At 69.4% G+C, this 13,060-nt stretch carries 15 protein-coding genes and 1 pseudogene; 13 read left to right on the forward strand and 3 right to left on the reverse strand.

From position 1 onward, the window contains the following. Positions 1–425 (forward strand): annotated as a pseudogene (locus AB0C29_RS13280) (amino acid deaminase/aldolase); the annotation flags it as partial. Position 426: 1 nt separating this feature from the next. Here the strand turns inward: AB0C29_RS13280 and AB0C29_RS13285 are convergent. Next, entirely contained in the window at positions 427–1,056 is a 630-nt protein-coding gene (locus AB0C29_RS13285; protein ID WP_360819551.1) for a TetR family transcriptional regulator, read from the reverse strand. Between the two features lie 137 nt (positions 1,057–1,193). On the opposite strand from AB0C29_RS13285, the gene AB0C29_RS13290 reads away from it, so the two are divergent. Continuing rightward, complete coding sequence (locus AB0C29_RS13290; protein ID WP_360819554.1) at positions 1,194–2,483, forward strand: D-arabinono-1,4-lactone oxidase; 1,290 nt, start codon at positions 1,194–1,196, stop codon at positions 2,481–2,483. A 205-nt stretch (positions 2,484–2,688) separates the two neighbouring features. Continuing rightward, a complete protein-coding gene (locus AB0C29_RS13295) occupies positions 2,689–3,408 on the forward strand; it encodes a DUF559 domain-containing protein (RefSeq protein ID WP_360819557.1) in 720 nt (239 codons plus the stop codon). A gap of 92 nt (positions 3,409–3,500) precedes the next feature. Here AB0C29_RS13295 and AB0C29_RS13300 read toward each other — a convergent pair whose 3' ends face one another. Next, a complete protein-coding gene (locus AB0C29_RS13300) occupies positions 3,501–4,670 on the reverse strand; it encodes a DDE-type integrase/transposase/recombinase (RefSeq protein WP_360819560.1) in 1,170 nt (389 codons plus the stop codon). 651 nt (positions 4,671–5,321) lie between these two features. Here AB0C29_RS13300 and pdxS point away from each other — a divergent pair. From pdxS to AB0C29_RS13325, 5 genes are all read left to right on the forward strand, one after another. Further along, positions 5,322–6,227, forward strand: coding sequence for a pyridoxal 5'-phosphate synthase lyase subunit PdxS (pdxS, locus tag AB0C29_RS13305; RefSeq protein WP_360819563.1), 906 nt, complete (start codon positions 5,322–5,324; stop codon positions 6,225–6,227). Positions 6,228–6,376: 149 nt separating this feature from the next. Then, entirely contained in the window at positions 6,377–6,979 is a 603-nt protein-coding gene (gene pdxT / locus AB0C29_RS13310; protein ID WP_360819566.1) for a pyridoxal 5'-phosphate synthase glutaminase subunit PdxT, read from the forward strand. Between the two features lie 63 nt (positions 6,980–7,042). Beyond that, a complete protein-coding gene (locus AB0C29_RS13315; RefSeq protein WP_360557176.1) occupies positions 7,043–7,795 on the forward strand; it encodes a YebC/PmpR family DNA-binding transcriptional regulator in 753 nt (250 codons plus the stop codon). Positions 7,796–7,833: 38 nt separating this feature from the next. Then, positions 7,834–8,088, forward strand: coding sequence for a type II toxin-antitoxin system VapB family antitoxin (locus AB0C29_RS13320; RefSeq protein ID WP_360819583.1), 255 nt, complete (start codon positions 7,834–7,836; stop codon positions 8,086–8,088). Then, positions 8,085–8,501, forward strand: coding sequence for a PIN domain-containing protein (locus AB0C29_RS13325; RefSeq protein WP_360819569.1), 417 nt, complete (start codon positions 8,085–8,087; stop codon positions 8,499–8,501). The genes AB0C29_RS13320 and AB0C29_RS13325 overlap by 4 nt, the downstream gene beginning before the upstream one ends. Positions 8,502–8,516: 15 nt before the next feature. Here AB0C29_RS13325 and AB0C29_RS13330 read toward each other — a convergent pair whose 3' ends face one another. Further along, positions 8,517–9,104, reverse strand: coding sequence for a hypothetical protein (locus AB0C29_RS13330; RefSeq protein ID WP_360819571.1), 588 nt, complete (start codon positions 9,102–9,104; stop codon positions 8,517–8,519). A gap of 282 nt (positions 9,105–9,386) precedes the next feature. Between AB0C29_RS13330 and ruvC the strand changes: the two genes are divergently transcribed. From ruvC to AB0C29_RS13355, 5 genes are all read left to right on the forward strand, one after another. Beyond that, positions 9,387–9,926 (forward strand): crossover junction endodeoxyribonuclease RuvC, encoded by a 540-nt coding sequence (gene ruvC, locus AB0C29_RS13335; RefSeq protein ID WP_360819574.1) that lies wholly within the window; start codon positions 9,387–9,389, stop codon positions 9,924–9,926. After that, positions 9,923–10,525: a Holliday junction branch migration protein RuvA gene (gene ruvA, locus AB0C29_RS13340; protein ID WP_360819577.1), complete on the forward strand. Its 603-nt coding sequence runs from the start codon at positions 9,923–9,925 to the stop codon at positions 10,523–10,525. The genes ruvC and ruvA overlap by 4 nt, the downstream gene beginning before the upstream one ends. After that, a complete protein-coding gene (gene ruvB / locus AB0C29_RS13345) occupies positions 10,522–11,589 on the forward strand; it encodes a Holliday junction branch migration DNA helicase RuvB (RefSeq protein ID WP_360819580.1) in 1,068 nt (355 codons plus the stop codon). Before ruvA ends, ruvB begins: the two co-directional genes overlap by 4 nt. 142 nt (positions 11,590–11,731) lie before the next feature. Continuing rightward, positions 11,732–12,136 carry a preprotein translocase subunit YajC gene (gene yajC / locus AB0C29_RS13350; protein ID WP_360557168.1) on the forward strand — a complete coding sequence of 135 codons (405 nt, stop codon included), beginning with the start codon at positions 11,732–11,734 and terminating at the stop codon, positions 12,134–12,136. Between the two features lie 222 nt (positions 12,137–12,358). Next, the gene (locus tag AB0C29_RS13355; protein WP_360819586.1) at positions 12,359–13,060 is read left to right on the forward strand and encodes a hypothetical protein; all 702 of its coding nucleotides are present in this window, start codon (positions 12,359–12,361) and stop codon (positions 13,058–13,060) included.

The following is a 13,060-nucleotide window of genomic DNA, read 5'->3' on the forward strand; positions in this document are numbered from 1 at the left end:
CGTCGGTGACCGAGGTCGCCGCCGGCTCGGGCCTGTTCGGACCCACCCTGTTCGACGGCTACCGCGCCTGGCAGCCGACCCCGGCGGCGTTCGTCGCGCTGTCGGTGGTCCGCCGGCCGGGCCCACGGATCGCGACCGTGCTCGGCGGCGGCTGGATCGCCTCCGGGCCGACCGGACCGTCCCGCCAGCCCACCCCGTGGCTGCCCGAGGGCCTGCACATGCGCGGCGACGAGGGCGCCGGCGAGGTGCAGACGCCGTTGCTCGGCGCCGCGGCCGAGAACCTGCGGCCGGGCGACCGGGTGTGGTTCCGCCACGCCAAGGCCGGCGAGCTGTGTGAGCACGTCAACGAGGTGCACCTCGTCGACGGCGACACGGCCGCGCCGACCCCGACGTACCGGGGAGAGGGGTATGCGTTCCTCGGTTGACTCAGGCGGGCACGTGCCGGTGCAGATACTCCCTGATCAGCGCCTTGGCCTCGGTCAGCACGGCCTCGTCGCCGGTCACGTCGCGCCGGAACGCCAGCTTGATCAGCGCGTCCGACGCCTCCACGGCGATGAGCAGGGCGAAGCGCAGCCGCGCCCGGTCCATCAGCTGGAACTGCTCCACCAGCAGCTCGGCCAGCCGGTCGGCGATGACCGCGTTGTTGTCGCGTTCGGCGTCGAGCAGATGCAGGTCCACCACGTCACCGAAGTGCAGCGTCCGGAAGCCCGGCACACTGCGGTGCATGTGGATGTAGGCGTCTATCGCCGCGTCCACGCCGTCCCACCAGTGGGCGAACGTCTCGTTGGCGAAGCGTGCCGACAGCGACTGCAGGTACGCGTCCATGTTGCGCATGGCGAGGGCCTGGACGATGGCCCGCTTGTCGGGGAAGAACTGGTAGACCGAGCCGATGGCGACCTCGGCCCGCTCGGCGAGCAGGGTCGTGGTCAGGCCCTCGTACCCGACCTCGTCCACCAGCTCCGCGCAGGCGTCGAGCATGCGCTGGACCCGGGCAACGCTTCTGCCCTGCACCGGAACCCGCCGCAGCGGTCCGGTGGTGACGGTTGGTGTCGACACGCGTCGCCACTCCCTCTCAGCAGTGATAATGGGAACGTTACTCGGATCAACGAGCGAGATGCATCGACGGGACGCCGGGGACACGCGGCATTCCCGGTTTTGTGCGACTGTCCGCTCGTCGGGAGGACAAAGCCGGAATGACTATGTCTCTGCACTGGCGTAACTGGGGCGGTAACCAGCAGTCCGTGGCCGCCGAGGTCCTGACTCCTGGCACTGTCGACGAGGTGGCCGCCCTCGTCAAGGAGGCGTCCGCCACCGGACACAAAGTCAAGGCGGTCGGCAGCGGGCACTCGTTCACCGCGATCGCGGTGGCCGACGACCGGCGGCTGCTGCTGCACCGGCTCAGCGAGCTGGTCGCGGTCGACGGCGACCTGGTCACGGTGCAGGCGGGCATGCCGCTGCACCGGCTCAACCGGCTCCTGGCGGAGCACGGCCTGGCGATGCCCAATCTGGGCGATATCGACCAGCAGACGGTCGCCGGGGCCATCTCCACCGGTACGCACGGCAGTGGTCAAGCCCACTCCACGCTCGCCTCCTGCGTCGAGGCGGTCACCCTGGTCACCGGTACGGGCGAAGTGCAGCGCATCGATGCGAGCTCGCCCCTGTTCCCCGCGGCCCGCCTGGGCATCGGGGCGCTGGGTGTCCTCGTGGAAGTGACGCTGCGCTGCGTGCCGGCGTTCGTGCTGCTCGCCGACGAACGGCCGATGCCGCTGTCCGAGGTGCTCGCGAGCCTGGACGAGGGCATCGCCACCAACGATCACCTCGAGTTCTACTGGTACCCGTACACGGACCGGGCCCAGCTCAAGCGCAACAACAAGGTGGCGGTCTCGGACCGGCCGCTGTCCGCGTTCCGGGGCTGGCTGGACGACGAGCTGCTGGCCAACACGGTCTTCCAGGCCGCCTGCCGGCTGGGCCGGGCTGTCCCGGCGACCGTGCCGGGCATCAGCGCCGTCGCTGCTCGTGCGCTGACCGCCCGTACGTACACGGACCGCTCCGACCAGGTCTTCTGCACACCGCGCCGGGTCCGGTTCACCGAGATGGAGTACGAGATCCCCCGCGAGTGCCTGGGCGAGGCGCTGGGAGCGCTGCCCCGGATCATCGAGAAGCTGCCGTTCAAGGTGCAGTTCCCGGTCGAGGTGCGGTTCACCGGCCCGGACGACATCTGGCTGTCGCACGGCTACGGGCGCGACTCGGCGTACATCGCGGTGCACCAGTTCAGCGGCAGCCCGTACGAGCCGTACTTCCGGGCGTTCGAGGCGGTGTGTGAGCCGCTGGGCGGACGGCCGCACTGGGGCAAGATGCACTACCGCGACGCGGAATCGCTGCGCCGGGCCTACCCGAAGTTCGACGAATTCGTGGCTGTCCGCGACCAGCTCGACCCGGCCCGCACCTTCACCAACGCCTACCTGGACCGCGTCCTCGGCTAGTTATCCACAGGCTTGTCCACAGGCAGGCGCCGTCCGCCATGCTGGCCCGGTGAACTCAGTAGTCTCCGTGGCGCACGCTGTCGCACGCCTTTCCCGCAGTGCCGTCCGCCACCGCGTCGAGACGGGAAAGTGGCAGCAGCCGCACCGGTCGGTCCTGGTCACGCACAACGGACCGATCACCCCTGGTCAGCGCCGCTGGATCGCAGTGCTGGCCGCCGGTGACGGCGCGACGCTCGCGGGTTTGAGCGCCGCCGAGACCGGGGGTCTCCGTGGCCATGCGGACGACAAGATCCACCTGCTCCTGCCCGCCGAACGCCGCCCTACCGGACTCGGGCCGGACGTTGTCGTGCACCGCAGCACTCGGCTGGACGCCGCCGACGTGCTGACCAATGGCCGGCCACCACGGACGAGGATGGCGCGGTCGATCATCGACGCGGCGCAGTGGGCCCGGTCGGACGACCAGGCGCGGATCGTGATCGCGGCCTGTTTCCAACAACGGCTGGTTGCGCTGAGGAGCGTCGAGGCGGTGCTGGACCGGCTCTGCCGGGCGCGCCGCCGCCAACTGATCCTGCAAACAGCACGGGACGCCGCCGGTGGAGCTCACTCACTCGCCGAGATCAACTTGACCCGGCTGTGCGACGCCCACGGCCTGCCCGAGCCCGCTCGCCAGCTGGTTCGCCGGGACGCGGCTGGGCGCCGACGCTACCTGGACGCCTACTGGGAACAGTGGCGAATCCACGTCGAGGTCGACGGAGGTCAACACTTCGACCCTCAGCACGCCTGGGCCGACATGCAACGCCAGAACGACCTGTGGATCGCCGGCGACCGTGTCCTACGCTTCCCCGCCTGGGCCCTACGCCAAGCCCCGGCTTCCGTCGCTGCCCAACTCCGCGCCGCCCTCAAGGCCGCCGGCTGGCGCCCCTGAAGACCTTGGTAGCGGGTGGCTGCTATAGCGACTGTCGTGTCCCGGGACATGTGTCAAGGGGATGTCCCGGGACATGTGTCACTGTTTGTTGATCATGGTGTGTGGGTGAGGGTGATGTAGTTGCGGTCCGGGACGAGCTGGAAGTAGCCCAGTGGTTGGCCGTCGGGGTCGTAGACGGTGATGTGGTTGCGGTCGCGGATGGCGGTGACGGTGGTGCCGGCGTGGCGTGTGCCGACGCTGGTGCGGTGTCCGGCCACGGCGATCGCGCCGGTGACGGTCACGGTGCAGCGGTGCAGGCTGGCGTCGGTTTGCATGGGCAGGCTGGCGGGGCCGCCGTGGTTGCTTGCTTGCTGCCAGGCTTGTTGTGGGGTGCTCCGGTGGGGTAGGGCGCTGTGTCGGCGTCGGGTGTTGTAGTGGTCGCGGTAGGCGTTGAGCAGAGTTTGCAGGTCGGTGATGGTGGCCGGGGCGGGCTGGGTGTGCAGCCATTTCTTGAGGCTTTGGTGGTGGCGTTCGACCTTGCCGCAGGTCTGGGGGTGGTACGGGCTGGAGTTGACCGGTCTGACGCCGTGGTCGAGCAGGCATTGCACGAAGGTGGAGACCGATCCGGGTTGGGTGCGGCGGCTGGTGAACGCCATGCCGTTGTCGGACAGCACGATCGCGGGAACGCCGTGGGTGTCGAAGGCCTGCCGGATCGCGGTGACCGCCGCGGCTGCGGTTTCGCCCGGTGCGGCGTGGCAGCCGACCAGCAGGCGGGTGCAGTCGTCCAGGACGTCGAAGACGACCACCACGGTGCCGTCGGCGAGGCTCACTTGGGTGGCGTCGATCTGGTAGCAGTCCCGGGGCCGGGCATAGGCGAAGCGTCGCCAGGAGCTACGTGGTCGTTTCGTCGGGGTGCGGGCCAGTAGGTCGTGGCGGGCCAGGACCCGGTTGATCGTCGACCGTGAGGGCACCCGCCAGAGCGGGTCGGTGCTGGCGTGGACCTGGTCCAGGGCGTCATGGATGAAGTCGGCGCCGTTGTCCGGGCCGAGCTCGGTGCGGAGTTTGCAGATCCAGGCATCCAGCTCCGCCGGTGTCATCTGCGGGCTGTGATGGGGCCGGCGGGACCGGGGTTGCCACTGGCCTTCGGCGCGGATCCGTGCCCGGTGCCGGTAGACGGTGCGAGGCGATACGCCGTGTTCCCGGGCGAACGCGGCCGCGTTCAGATCAACCCCAGCAGCCAACTGGGCATCGAGCAGGTTCATCACATGCCGCCGCAAAGCCATATACGGCAGGACACACCCACACGCTCAAGATCCTGCACGGGTGACACATGTATCGGGACATCAACACTGACACATCTCATGGGACTGAAGAGGCCGCTATGGCGGCCAATTTTTACCAAGATCTCCCAGCCCAGCCCAGCCCAGCCCAGCCCAGCCCAGCCCAGCCCAGCCCAGCCGCGTGCCGTCCCTCGCCCCGCCCGCTCGCTGGCAGGGCCGCCCGCCGTTCGGGCCGTGCCGCCACCCGAGCTGCTCCGCCCCCATTCGGCCGCCCAGCCTTTCGGCTGGCCTGGCGGCCGGGCCGGCCGGGCATAGCGCGCCGCCCCCGCACCGCAAGGCAGCGCATGAGGTCCGCACCACGCGACCCCGCCCCGAGCAGCGCGAAAGCGCAAGCGAACCTGGAGGCGTAGCCGGGGTTTGCCCGCAGCGCGGGCGAGAGCGAGTGGTCCCGCACAAGGCAGGAAGCGAAGCGACCGACCTCGGCGTGAGCGACGTCCAGCACCCTCCACCCAGCCACGACCCAGAATTTGATCTTGACAAAAAGGGGAAGGAAAGGAGCCGGAGCAGGCCACCTAGGGGTCGATTGGCCATCGGTGGCACCCCCCGACCGCCGTAAAATCGGGGCGAGATCAACCCCTTTAAGGAGTCTTCGCTGTGTCCAGCTCTGAGAGCCCCACGTCCCTCACCGGTACCGCTCGCGTGAAGCGGGGGATGGCCGAGATGCTCAAGGGTGGTGTGATCATGGATGTGGTTACGCCGGAGCAGGCCAAGATCGCTGAGGATGCCGGTGCTGTCGCGGTCATGGCGCTGGAGCGGGTGCCGGCGGACATCCGGGCCCAGGGTGGCGTTTCGCGGATGAGTGATCCTGACATGATCGACGGGATCATCAGCGCCGTTTCCATCCCGGTCATGGCCAAGGCTCGGATCGGGCATTTCGTCGAGGCGCAGGTGCTGCAGTCGCTCGGCGTCGATTATGTCGACGAGTCCGAGGTGCTGACGCCGGCCGACTACGCCAACCACATCGACAAGTGGGCTTTCACCGTGCCTTTCGTCTGTGGCGCCACCAATCTTGGTGAGGCGTTGCGGCGGATCACCGAGGGTGCGGCCATGATCCGCTCCAAGGGTGAGGCCGGCACCGGCGACGTCTCGAACGCCACCACGCACATGCGCACCATCCGCGGTGAGATCCGCCGGTTGACGTCGCTGGCCGAGGATGAGCTGTTCGTCGCGGCCAAGGAGTTGCAGGCGCCGTATGACCTGGTCAAGGAGGTCGCCGCGGCCGGCAAGCTGCCGGTTGTCATGTTCACCGCGGGCGGCATCGCCACCCCGGCCGACGCGGCGATGATGATGCAGCTCGGCGCCGAGGGCGTTTTTGTCGGCTCCGGCATCTTCAAGTCCGGCAACCCCGCCCAGCGCGCCGCCGCGATCGTCAAGGCCGTCACTTTCCACGACGACCCCGACGTGATCGCCAAGGTTTCGCGCGGGCTGGGTGAGGCCATGGTCGGCATCAACGTCGAGGAGATCCCGCAGCCCCACCGGCTCGCCGAGCGTGGCTGGTAAATCATAAGAACAAGGTGTCGTGCCTGGTTGCATGGCACTGACCGTCGCTCCCGCCGAGGCCGGGCGCAGGGCCCCGAGGAGCTGTCGCTCCAGAACAGGACCCTGCGCCCTTCCTTCTGCGTGAGTGGCGAAAACCATTTGAGGGGTTCATGAACATCGGAGTGCTCGCCCTCCAGGGCGACGTACGGGAGCATCTGTCCGCCCTGGCCGAGAGCGACGTCCTGGCCCGGCCGGTCCGCCGGCCCGAGGAGCTCGAGCAGGTCGACGCCCTGGTCATCCCCGGCGGTGAGTCCACCACCATGAGCAACCTGGCCATCACGTTCGGGCTGCTCGAGCCGATCCGCAAGCGCATCGCCGGCGGGATGCCCGTCTACGGCTCCTGCGCCGGCATGATCATGCTGGCCACGACCGTCCTGGACGGGCGGCCCGATCAGGAGTCGTTCGCCGGGATCGACATGACCGTACGGCGCAACGCGTTCGGGCGGCAGGTCGACTCGTTCGAGGCCGACGTGGCCATCGACGACATTCCCGGTGACGACTTCCACGCCGTTTTCATCCGGGCGCCCTGGGTCGAGGAGGTCGGCGCGGAAGTCAGCGTGCTGGGCCGCGTCACGTCCGGGCCGGCCGCCGGTAGGATTGTCGCCGTTCGGCAGGGCAACCTGCTCGCCACGGCTTTCCACCCGGAGCTCACCGGCGACCTCCGCGTCCACCGGTACTTCGTCGAGATCGTTCGTCAGTCCTCAGCCCGGTAAGGGGCGGCGGCGGGGCGGTTGGAAGGGCAGGCCGAAGACGCACGGTTAACACGGAGGTTTTGTATGTCCGGCCACTCCAAATGGGCGACGACGAAGCACAAGAAAGCTGTCATCGACGCCAAGCGCGGCAAGATGTTCGCCAAGCTGATCAAGAACATCGAGGTCGCGGCCCGCACGGGCGGTGGTGACCCGGCCGGCAACCCGACGCTCTACGACGCCATCCAGAAGGCCAAGAAGAGCTCGGTCCCGAACAACAACATCGACAACGCCGTCAAGCGCGGCTCCGGCCTGGAAGCCGGCGGCGCCGACTGGCAGACCATCATGTACGAGGGCTACGGCCCCAACGGCGTGGCGCTGCTGATCGAGTGCCTGACCGACAACCGCAACCGCGCGGCGACCGAGGTCCGTACGGCCCTGACCCGCAACGGCGGCACCTTCGCCGACGCCGGCAGCGTCTCGTACCTGTTCAACCGCAAGGGCGTGATCATCGTCCCGAAGGCCGGCCTGTCCGAGGACGACCTCATGCTGGCGGTCCTGGACGCGGGCGCCGAGGAGATCAACGACCTGGGCGAGGCGTTCGAGGTGGTCAGCGAGCCGACCGACCTGGTGGCGGTCCGCACGGCCCTGCAGGAAGCCGGCATCGAGTACGACTCGGCGGAATCCTCCCTGGTCCCGACCATGACGGTCCCGGTGGACGAGGAAGCGGCCCGCAAGTGCTTCAAACTCATCGACGTCCTCGAGGACTGCGACGACGTCCAGAACATCTACGCGAACCTCGACGTGAGCGACGAAGTGATGGCAGCCATTGACGCGTGACAACTGTTCACGCGACTAGTACGGTGAAGGGGTTGGAAGTGACCGATCCACAGGAGGGCGCTTTGACCGACCTGGCGACCAGCCCCATCACCGAGGAAGAAATCGACGCCGAGCTCCTCGCCGAGGCACAACGGCAGATCTCTGCGCCGTCGCTGAACGCGGCGATCAACGAGGCGCTCCGGCGCCTGGTCGAGGAGGAGCGCGGAAAACGCCGTGCGGCGATGGAGCGCCTCCAGCGGATGCACGACGAAGGTCTCTTCGACTACAGCCAACTGGACGCTGCCGAAGAATGAGATACCTCGTCGACTCCAGTGCATTGACGCGCATCGTCCGACGGCAGGTTGACCCGGTCTGGCATGAGCTGGTGCAGCGGGGCCTGCTGTCCCTCTGCGAGCCGGTGCTCGCCGAAACGCTGCAAATAGCGGATACGAAGGACTACGTCGAAACCGAAACCTCCCTGATCGACACTTACGTCCCGGTGACCATCCCGGATGGCGTATGGGACCTCTCTGCTGCCATCCGCCACGAGCTCGCGCCGCGTAGTGCGCATCGAGGACTCTCCGTGGCCGACCTCATCGTGGCGGCCACGGCGATCAAGTTGAAGCTGACCGTGCTGCATGAGGACGCCGACTACGAGACGGTCGGGCGGTTCGTGCCCCAGCTTCGCCAACGCCGGATCAGTCTCGGCCCGGAAGCGGCTTGGTAGCGGCGCCTTCCCCGTTCAGGTGGTGGCGGAGAACTGGGACATGAACTGGACCATGCCGCCGACCAGCAAAACCATGCCGCCGCCCATTCGGAGGTAGCGGTGCCACACGTAGCGGCGGTAGGCGTGCACCCAGGCTATTTCCGCGTCCGCCACCACCTCTGAGCCGGCGCGGACTGTCGATGGGAGGAAGTAGGCCAGTTGCTGGGCCAGTGACTCGTCCGGTGGGGTCGGTGGGCGTTGATACAGCGCGGTCGTCGCCGGCGCGCCGACCGGTTCCAGGGCTCTCTCCGGCAGGGCGTTCTCTCGGAGGACGTTCACCTCGACCGGGTAGATCTGGTCCTCGCGCCACTGCTTCGTCCGGGCCGTCAGGCGGCGGTCCAGGTGTTGCGCTGCGGCGTCGCGGTGGGTGAGGCGGCTGATCCAGGTCAGCCAGCGCCACCGGCCGGCCAGGTCGGTCAGCACCTGCATGCACAGTTCCGGCGCCGAGCGGTCGCCGCCGATCAGCCGGGCCGCCTCGTCCAGCAGCATGTCGCGCCGTGCGGCCACGAAGGCGATGAAGTCCGGCGGAGTCTCGTCCTCCATCGGCGGGATCAGGTAAGCCATGGTGACCTCCCGACCCCCATGGTCGGCGCACCGCCGGGCCGGCGCAAGACGGCCACCAAGACCACCTCGGCCATGCAATCAGACGGCAGGGCGAGGGTGGCCGCCCATGAGCCGCCAGGCGATTGGCCGCCCTCGCCCGACCTCGGCGGGAGCGACGGCCGGCGCCATGCAACCAGGCACGACAGGCCCTTGATTTTGATCTTGATCGAGATGTGTGTGTCGCTCGCAGCCGGACCCGGCCCATCCCATAGGGTGTCGAACACACGTCCGAGGGGAGTTCTGGTGCGGGTGCTCGGCATCGACCCGGGGTTGACCCGGTGCGGCGTCGGCGTGGTCGAGGGTGTGCCCGGCCGGCCGGGCAAGCTCATCGGCTACTACGTCGTCTACTCCGAGCCCGACGAGGACATCGCACTGCGGCTGCTGCACCTGGACAAGTCGCTCGGGGAGCTGGTCGCCGAGCACAAGCCCGACAGTGTCGCCGTCGAGCGGGTCTTCAGCCAGCACAACGTCCGTACCGTGATGGGGACCGCCCAGGCCAGCGCCGTCGCCATCCTGGCCGGGTCGCGGGCCGGGCTGCCCGTGCAGACCTACACGCCCAGCGAGGTCAAGGCGGCCGTCACCGGCTCCGGCACCGCCGGCAAGGCCCAGGTCACCAGCATGGTCACCCGGCTGCTCGGGCTGGACGCCCCGCCGCGCCCGGCCGACGCCGCCGACGCCCTGGCCCTCGCGATCTGTCACATCTGGCGCGGTGGCACCCGCGCCCGCATCCAGGCCGCGGCCGTGGCCGCCGCCTCCGCTCGCAGGGGAGGACCCCGACGATGATCGCCAGCGTGCGTGGCGTGGTGGCCGCGATCGCCACCGACAGTGCCGTGATCGAGGTCGGCGGTGTCGGTCTGCAGGTGCAGTGCGCGCCCGCCACCCTGGCCGGGCTCAAGGCCGGGGTCGAGGCCCGGCTGTCGACCAGCATGGTCGTGCGCGAGGACTCGCTGACCCTGTACGGCTTCGCCGACGACGACGAGAAGCACCTGTTCGAGCTGCTCCAGACGGCCAGCGGGGTCGGCCCGCGGCTGGCCCAGGCGGTGCTCGCCGTGCACCAGCCCGAGGTCGTCCGCCGCGCGGTGTCCAGTGGGGACATCGCCACCCTGACCCGGGTGCCGGGGATCGGCAAGAAGGGCGCCGAACGCCTGGTCCTGGAGCTGCGCGACCGCATCGGCGCGGTGTCCACCGGGCCCGACGGGGTGGCCGGCTCGCTCAGCGGCGGCTGGCAGGAGCAGGTGCGCCAGGGTGTGATCGCGCTCGGCTGGTCGGCGCAGCAGGCCGACCAGGCCGTCGCCGCGGTCGCCGAGTCGTTCGACGGTGAGGTGCCGGCCGTGCCCGTGCTGCTGCGCCAGGCGATCCGCTTGCTGGGCCGCACCCGATGACCGACGATCCCGGCGACGTCGTCTCGCCGTTCGCCGAGGACGAGGAGCTCGACGCCGAGGCCAGCGTCCGGCCCCGCCGGCTGGCCGACTTCATCGCCCAGCACCGCGTCCGCGACCAGCTCGAACTGCTGCTCAAGGGTGCGATGGGCCGCGGCACCCCGCCCGATCACATCCTGCTCAGCGGGCCGCCCGGGCTGGGCAAGACCACCCTGGCCAACATCGTCGCCGCCGAGCTGGGCACCGGCATCCGGACCACCAGCGGCCCGGTCATCGAACGCTCCGGCGACCTCGCGGCCATCCTCACCGGACTCGCCGAGGGTGACGTGCTGTTCATCGACGAGATCCACCGCATCGCCAAACCCGCCGAGGAGCTGCTCTACAGCGCCATGGAGGACTTCCGGGTCGACGTGGTCGTGGGCAAGGGGCCCGGGGCCACTGCCATCCCGCTCGACGTGGAACCGTTCACGCTGGTCGGTGCCACCACCCGGGCCGGGCTGCTCTCCGGGCCGATGCGCGACCGCTTCGGATTCGTCGCCCACCTGGACTTCTACTCGCCCGCCGACCTCGACGCGCTGCTGCACCGCTCCGCGCGCATCCTCGGCGTGCCGATCACCCCGGAGGGTGCGGCCGAGATCGCCGGGCGCTCCCGCGGCACCCCGCGCATCGCCAACCGGCTGCTGCGCCGGGTCCGCGACTACGCCGAGGTCCGCGGCGACGGCATCGTCGACGAGGCGACCGCCAAGGCCGCTCTGACCGTGTACGACGTGGATCAACTGGGACTGGACCGGCTCGACCGGGCGGTGCTGCGCGCGTTGATCGAGTCGTTCCGGGGCGGGCCGGTCGGGCTCTCCACCCTTGCCGTGGCGGTGGGGGAGCAGTCCGACACCGTGGAGGAGGTGTGTGAGCCGTTCCTGGTGCGGGCGGGGCTGCTCGCGCGTACGCCGCGGGGCCGGGTCGCCACCGACGCGGGCTGGCAGCACCTCGGCAAGCGGCCACCGGAGGGGCGAGGCGTGCTGCCGCAGCAACCCGACCTGTTCGCCCGGGACGCCGAAAGCTCTCCGTAATGTGAACGTGACGTGTGCCGCTTACTTACTTCCCAGGTAGAGGGATTAGACTCGCCGCCGTTCGAACGGGATGTGTATATCGCCCCGTCGTGTGCCCCACGCCGCGCCGCGGGCCCCTGGGCCAGTCTGGAAGGTCGTCTTCGTGTCTATCGCAGCTCAAGCGCAGGGCGGTGGCAGTTTCACGCCATTGCTTCTGATCGTCCTGCTCTTCGGCGTCATGTATTTCATGATGATCCGCCCGCAGCAGAAGCGGCGCCGTGAGGCTCAGCAGATGCAGTCCGCGCTCGGCCCCGGCGACGAGATCGTGACCATCGGCGGCCTGCACGCGACCGTGGTGGACGTGGCCGACGACGTCGTGACCGTGGAGATCTCGCCCGGGGTGAACGCCCGTTTCGCCCGCCCGGCGATCGCCAAGGTCGTCAAGCAGACGCCGGTCGACGAGGTCGTCCCGGACGACGAGCCCGTCGCCGCCGACCCGGTCACCGAGCCCGGCGTGACGACGCCGATCGAGAGCCCGGTCGTCGAGACCCGCAAGACCAAGGACTGACGGCTGCGGCCCGTTCCCACCGCGGGCCGCACCGGAAAAGTACGACAGGCCGTGAGGCGGGGCAGCCGAACGGCTCGTTGTTGTGAATAATCGGCGCCGGGCAAATCGGCCGGAAACCCGCCTGCGTGGCGGGCCACCGGTCCGGCGTCCGCCTGCCCCCCGATTCATCCCCAGCGCCGCGCGCTCCCGCCGCGGCCGAAAAGCACGAGGAGATCGACAGTCGTGGCACGACCACCACAGGGACAGAGTCATCCCGGGCGGCAGCTCGCCGTGCTCGGTCTCCTCTTCGTCATCCTCTATGCCCTCGTCTTCTTCGGCGCGGGCGCCAAGGGTGACTGGCACGAGCGGCTCGAGCCCAAGCTCGGCCTCGTCCATCCGAGCGGGCTGTCGGCCGCGACGGCCCATCACTGGGTGTGGCTGCACATCGCCCTGTTGCCGATCTTTCCGCTGCTGGCGTTGGGATTCGTGGTGCTGTTGCGGGAACGGCCCCGCGCCGTCGTTCCCCGGGTGGCCCGGATCGTCGCCTGGATCTGCGCAGCGGTCTACGCCGCCGGATACACGGGCCTGGACGCGGTGGCCGGGATCGGCGCCGGCACTGTTGCCGGGCAGCCCGGAGACCCGGCCGAGCTGCGACGACTGGTGCTGGCGCTGTACGCGACAGGAGACCGGCTCGGCGCTGTCGGCGTGTACGCCTTCCTCGCCGCCACGCTGGCCGCGTCGGTCGTGCTGGGCAGCCGGCACGGCCTCCGGGTGCTTCCCGGCACCGTGGTGCTGCTTGTAGCCGGCTGGTCCTTCATCGACAGCCACATCTTCTCGCCGCGAGGAGTGCAGACGATGCTCGCCATGGCCGCGGGTTTCGCCCTCTGGACCTGGGCCGGCGCAAGGCCTCCCGCAACGGAGAAGGCGGACCCGGCAGGCCACTGA

Origin of the sequence: Actinoplanes sp. NPDC048791, from assembly GCF_040650095.1 — a bacterium.
GTDB lineage: Bacteria > Actinomycetota > Actinomycetes > Mycobacteriales > Micromonosporaceae > Actinoplanes.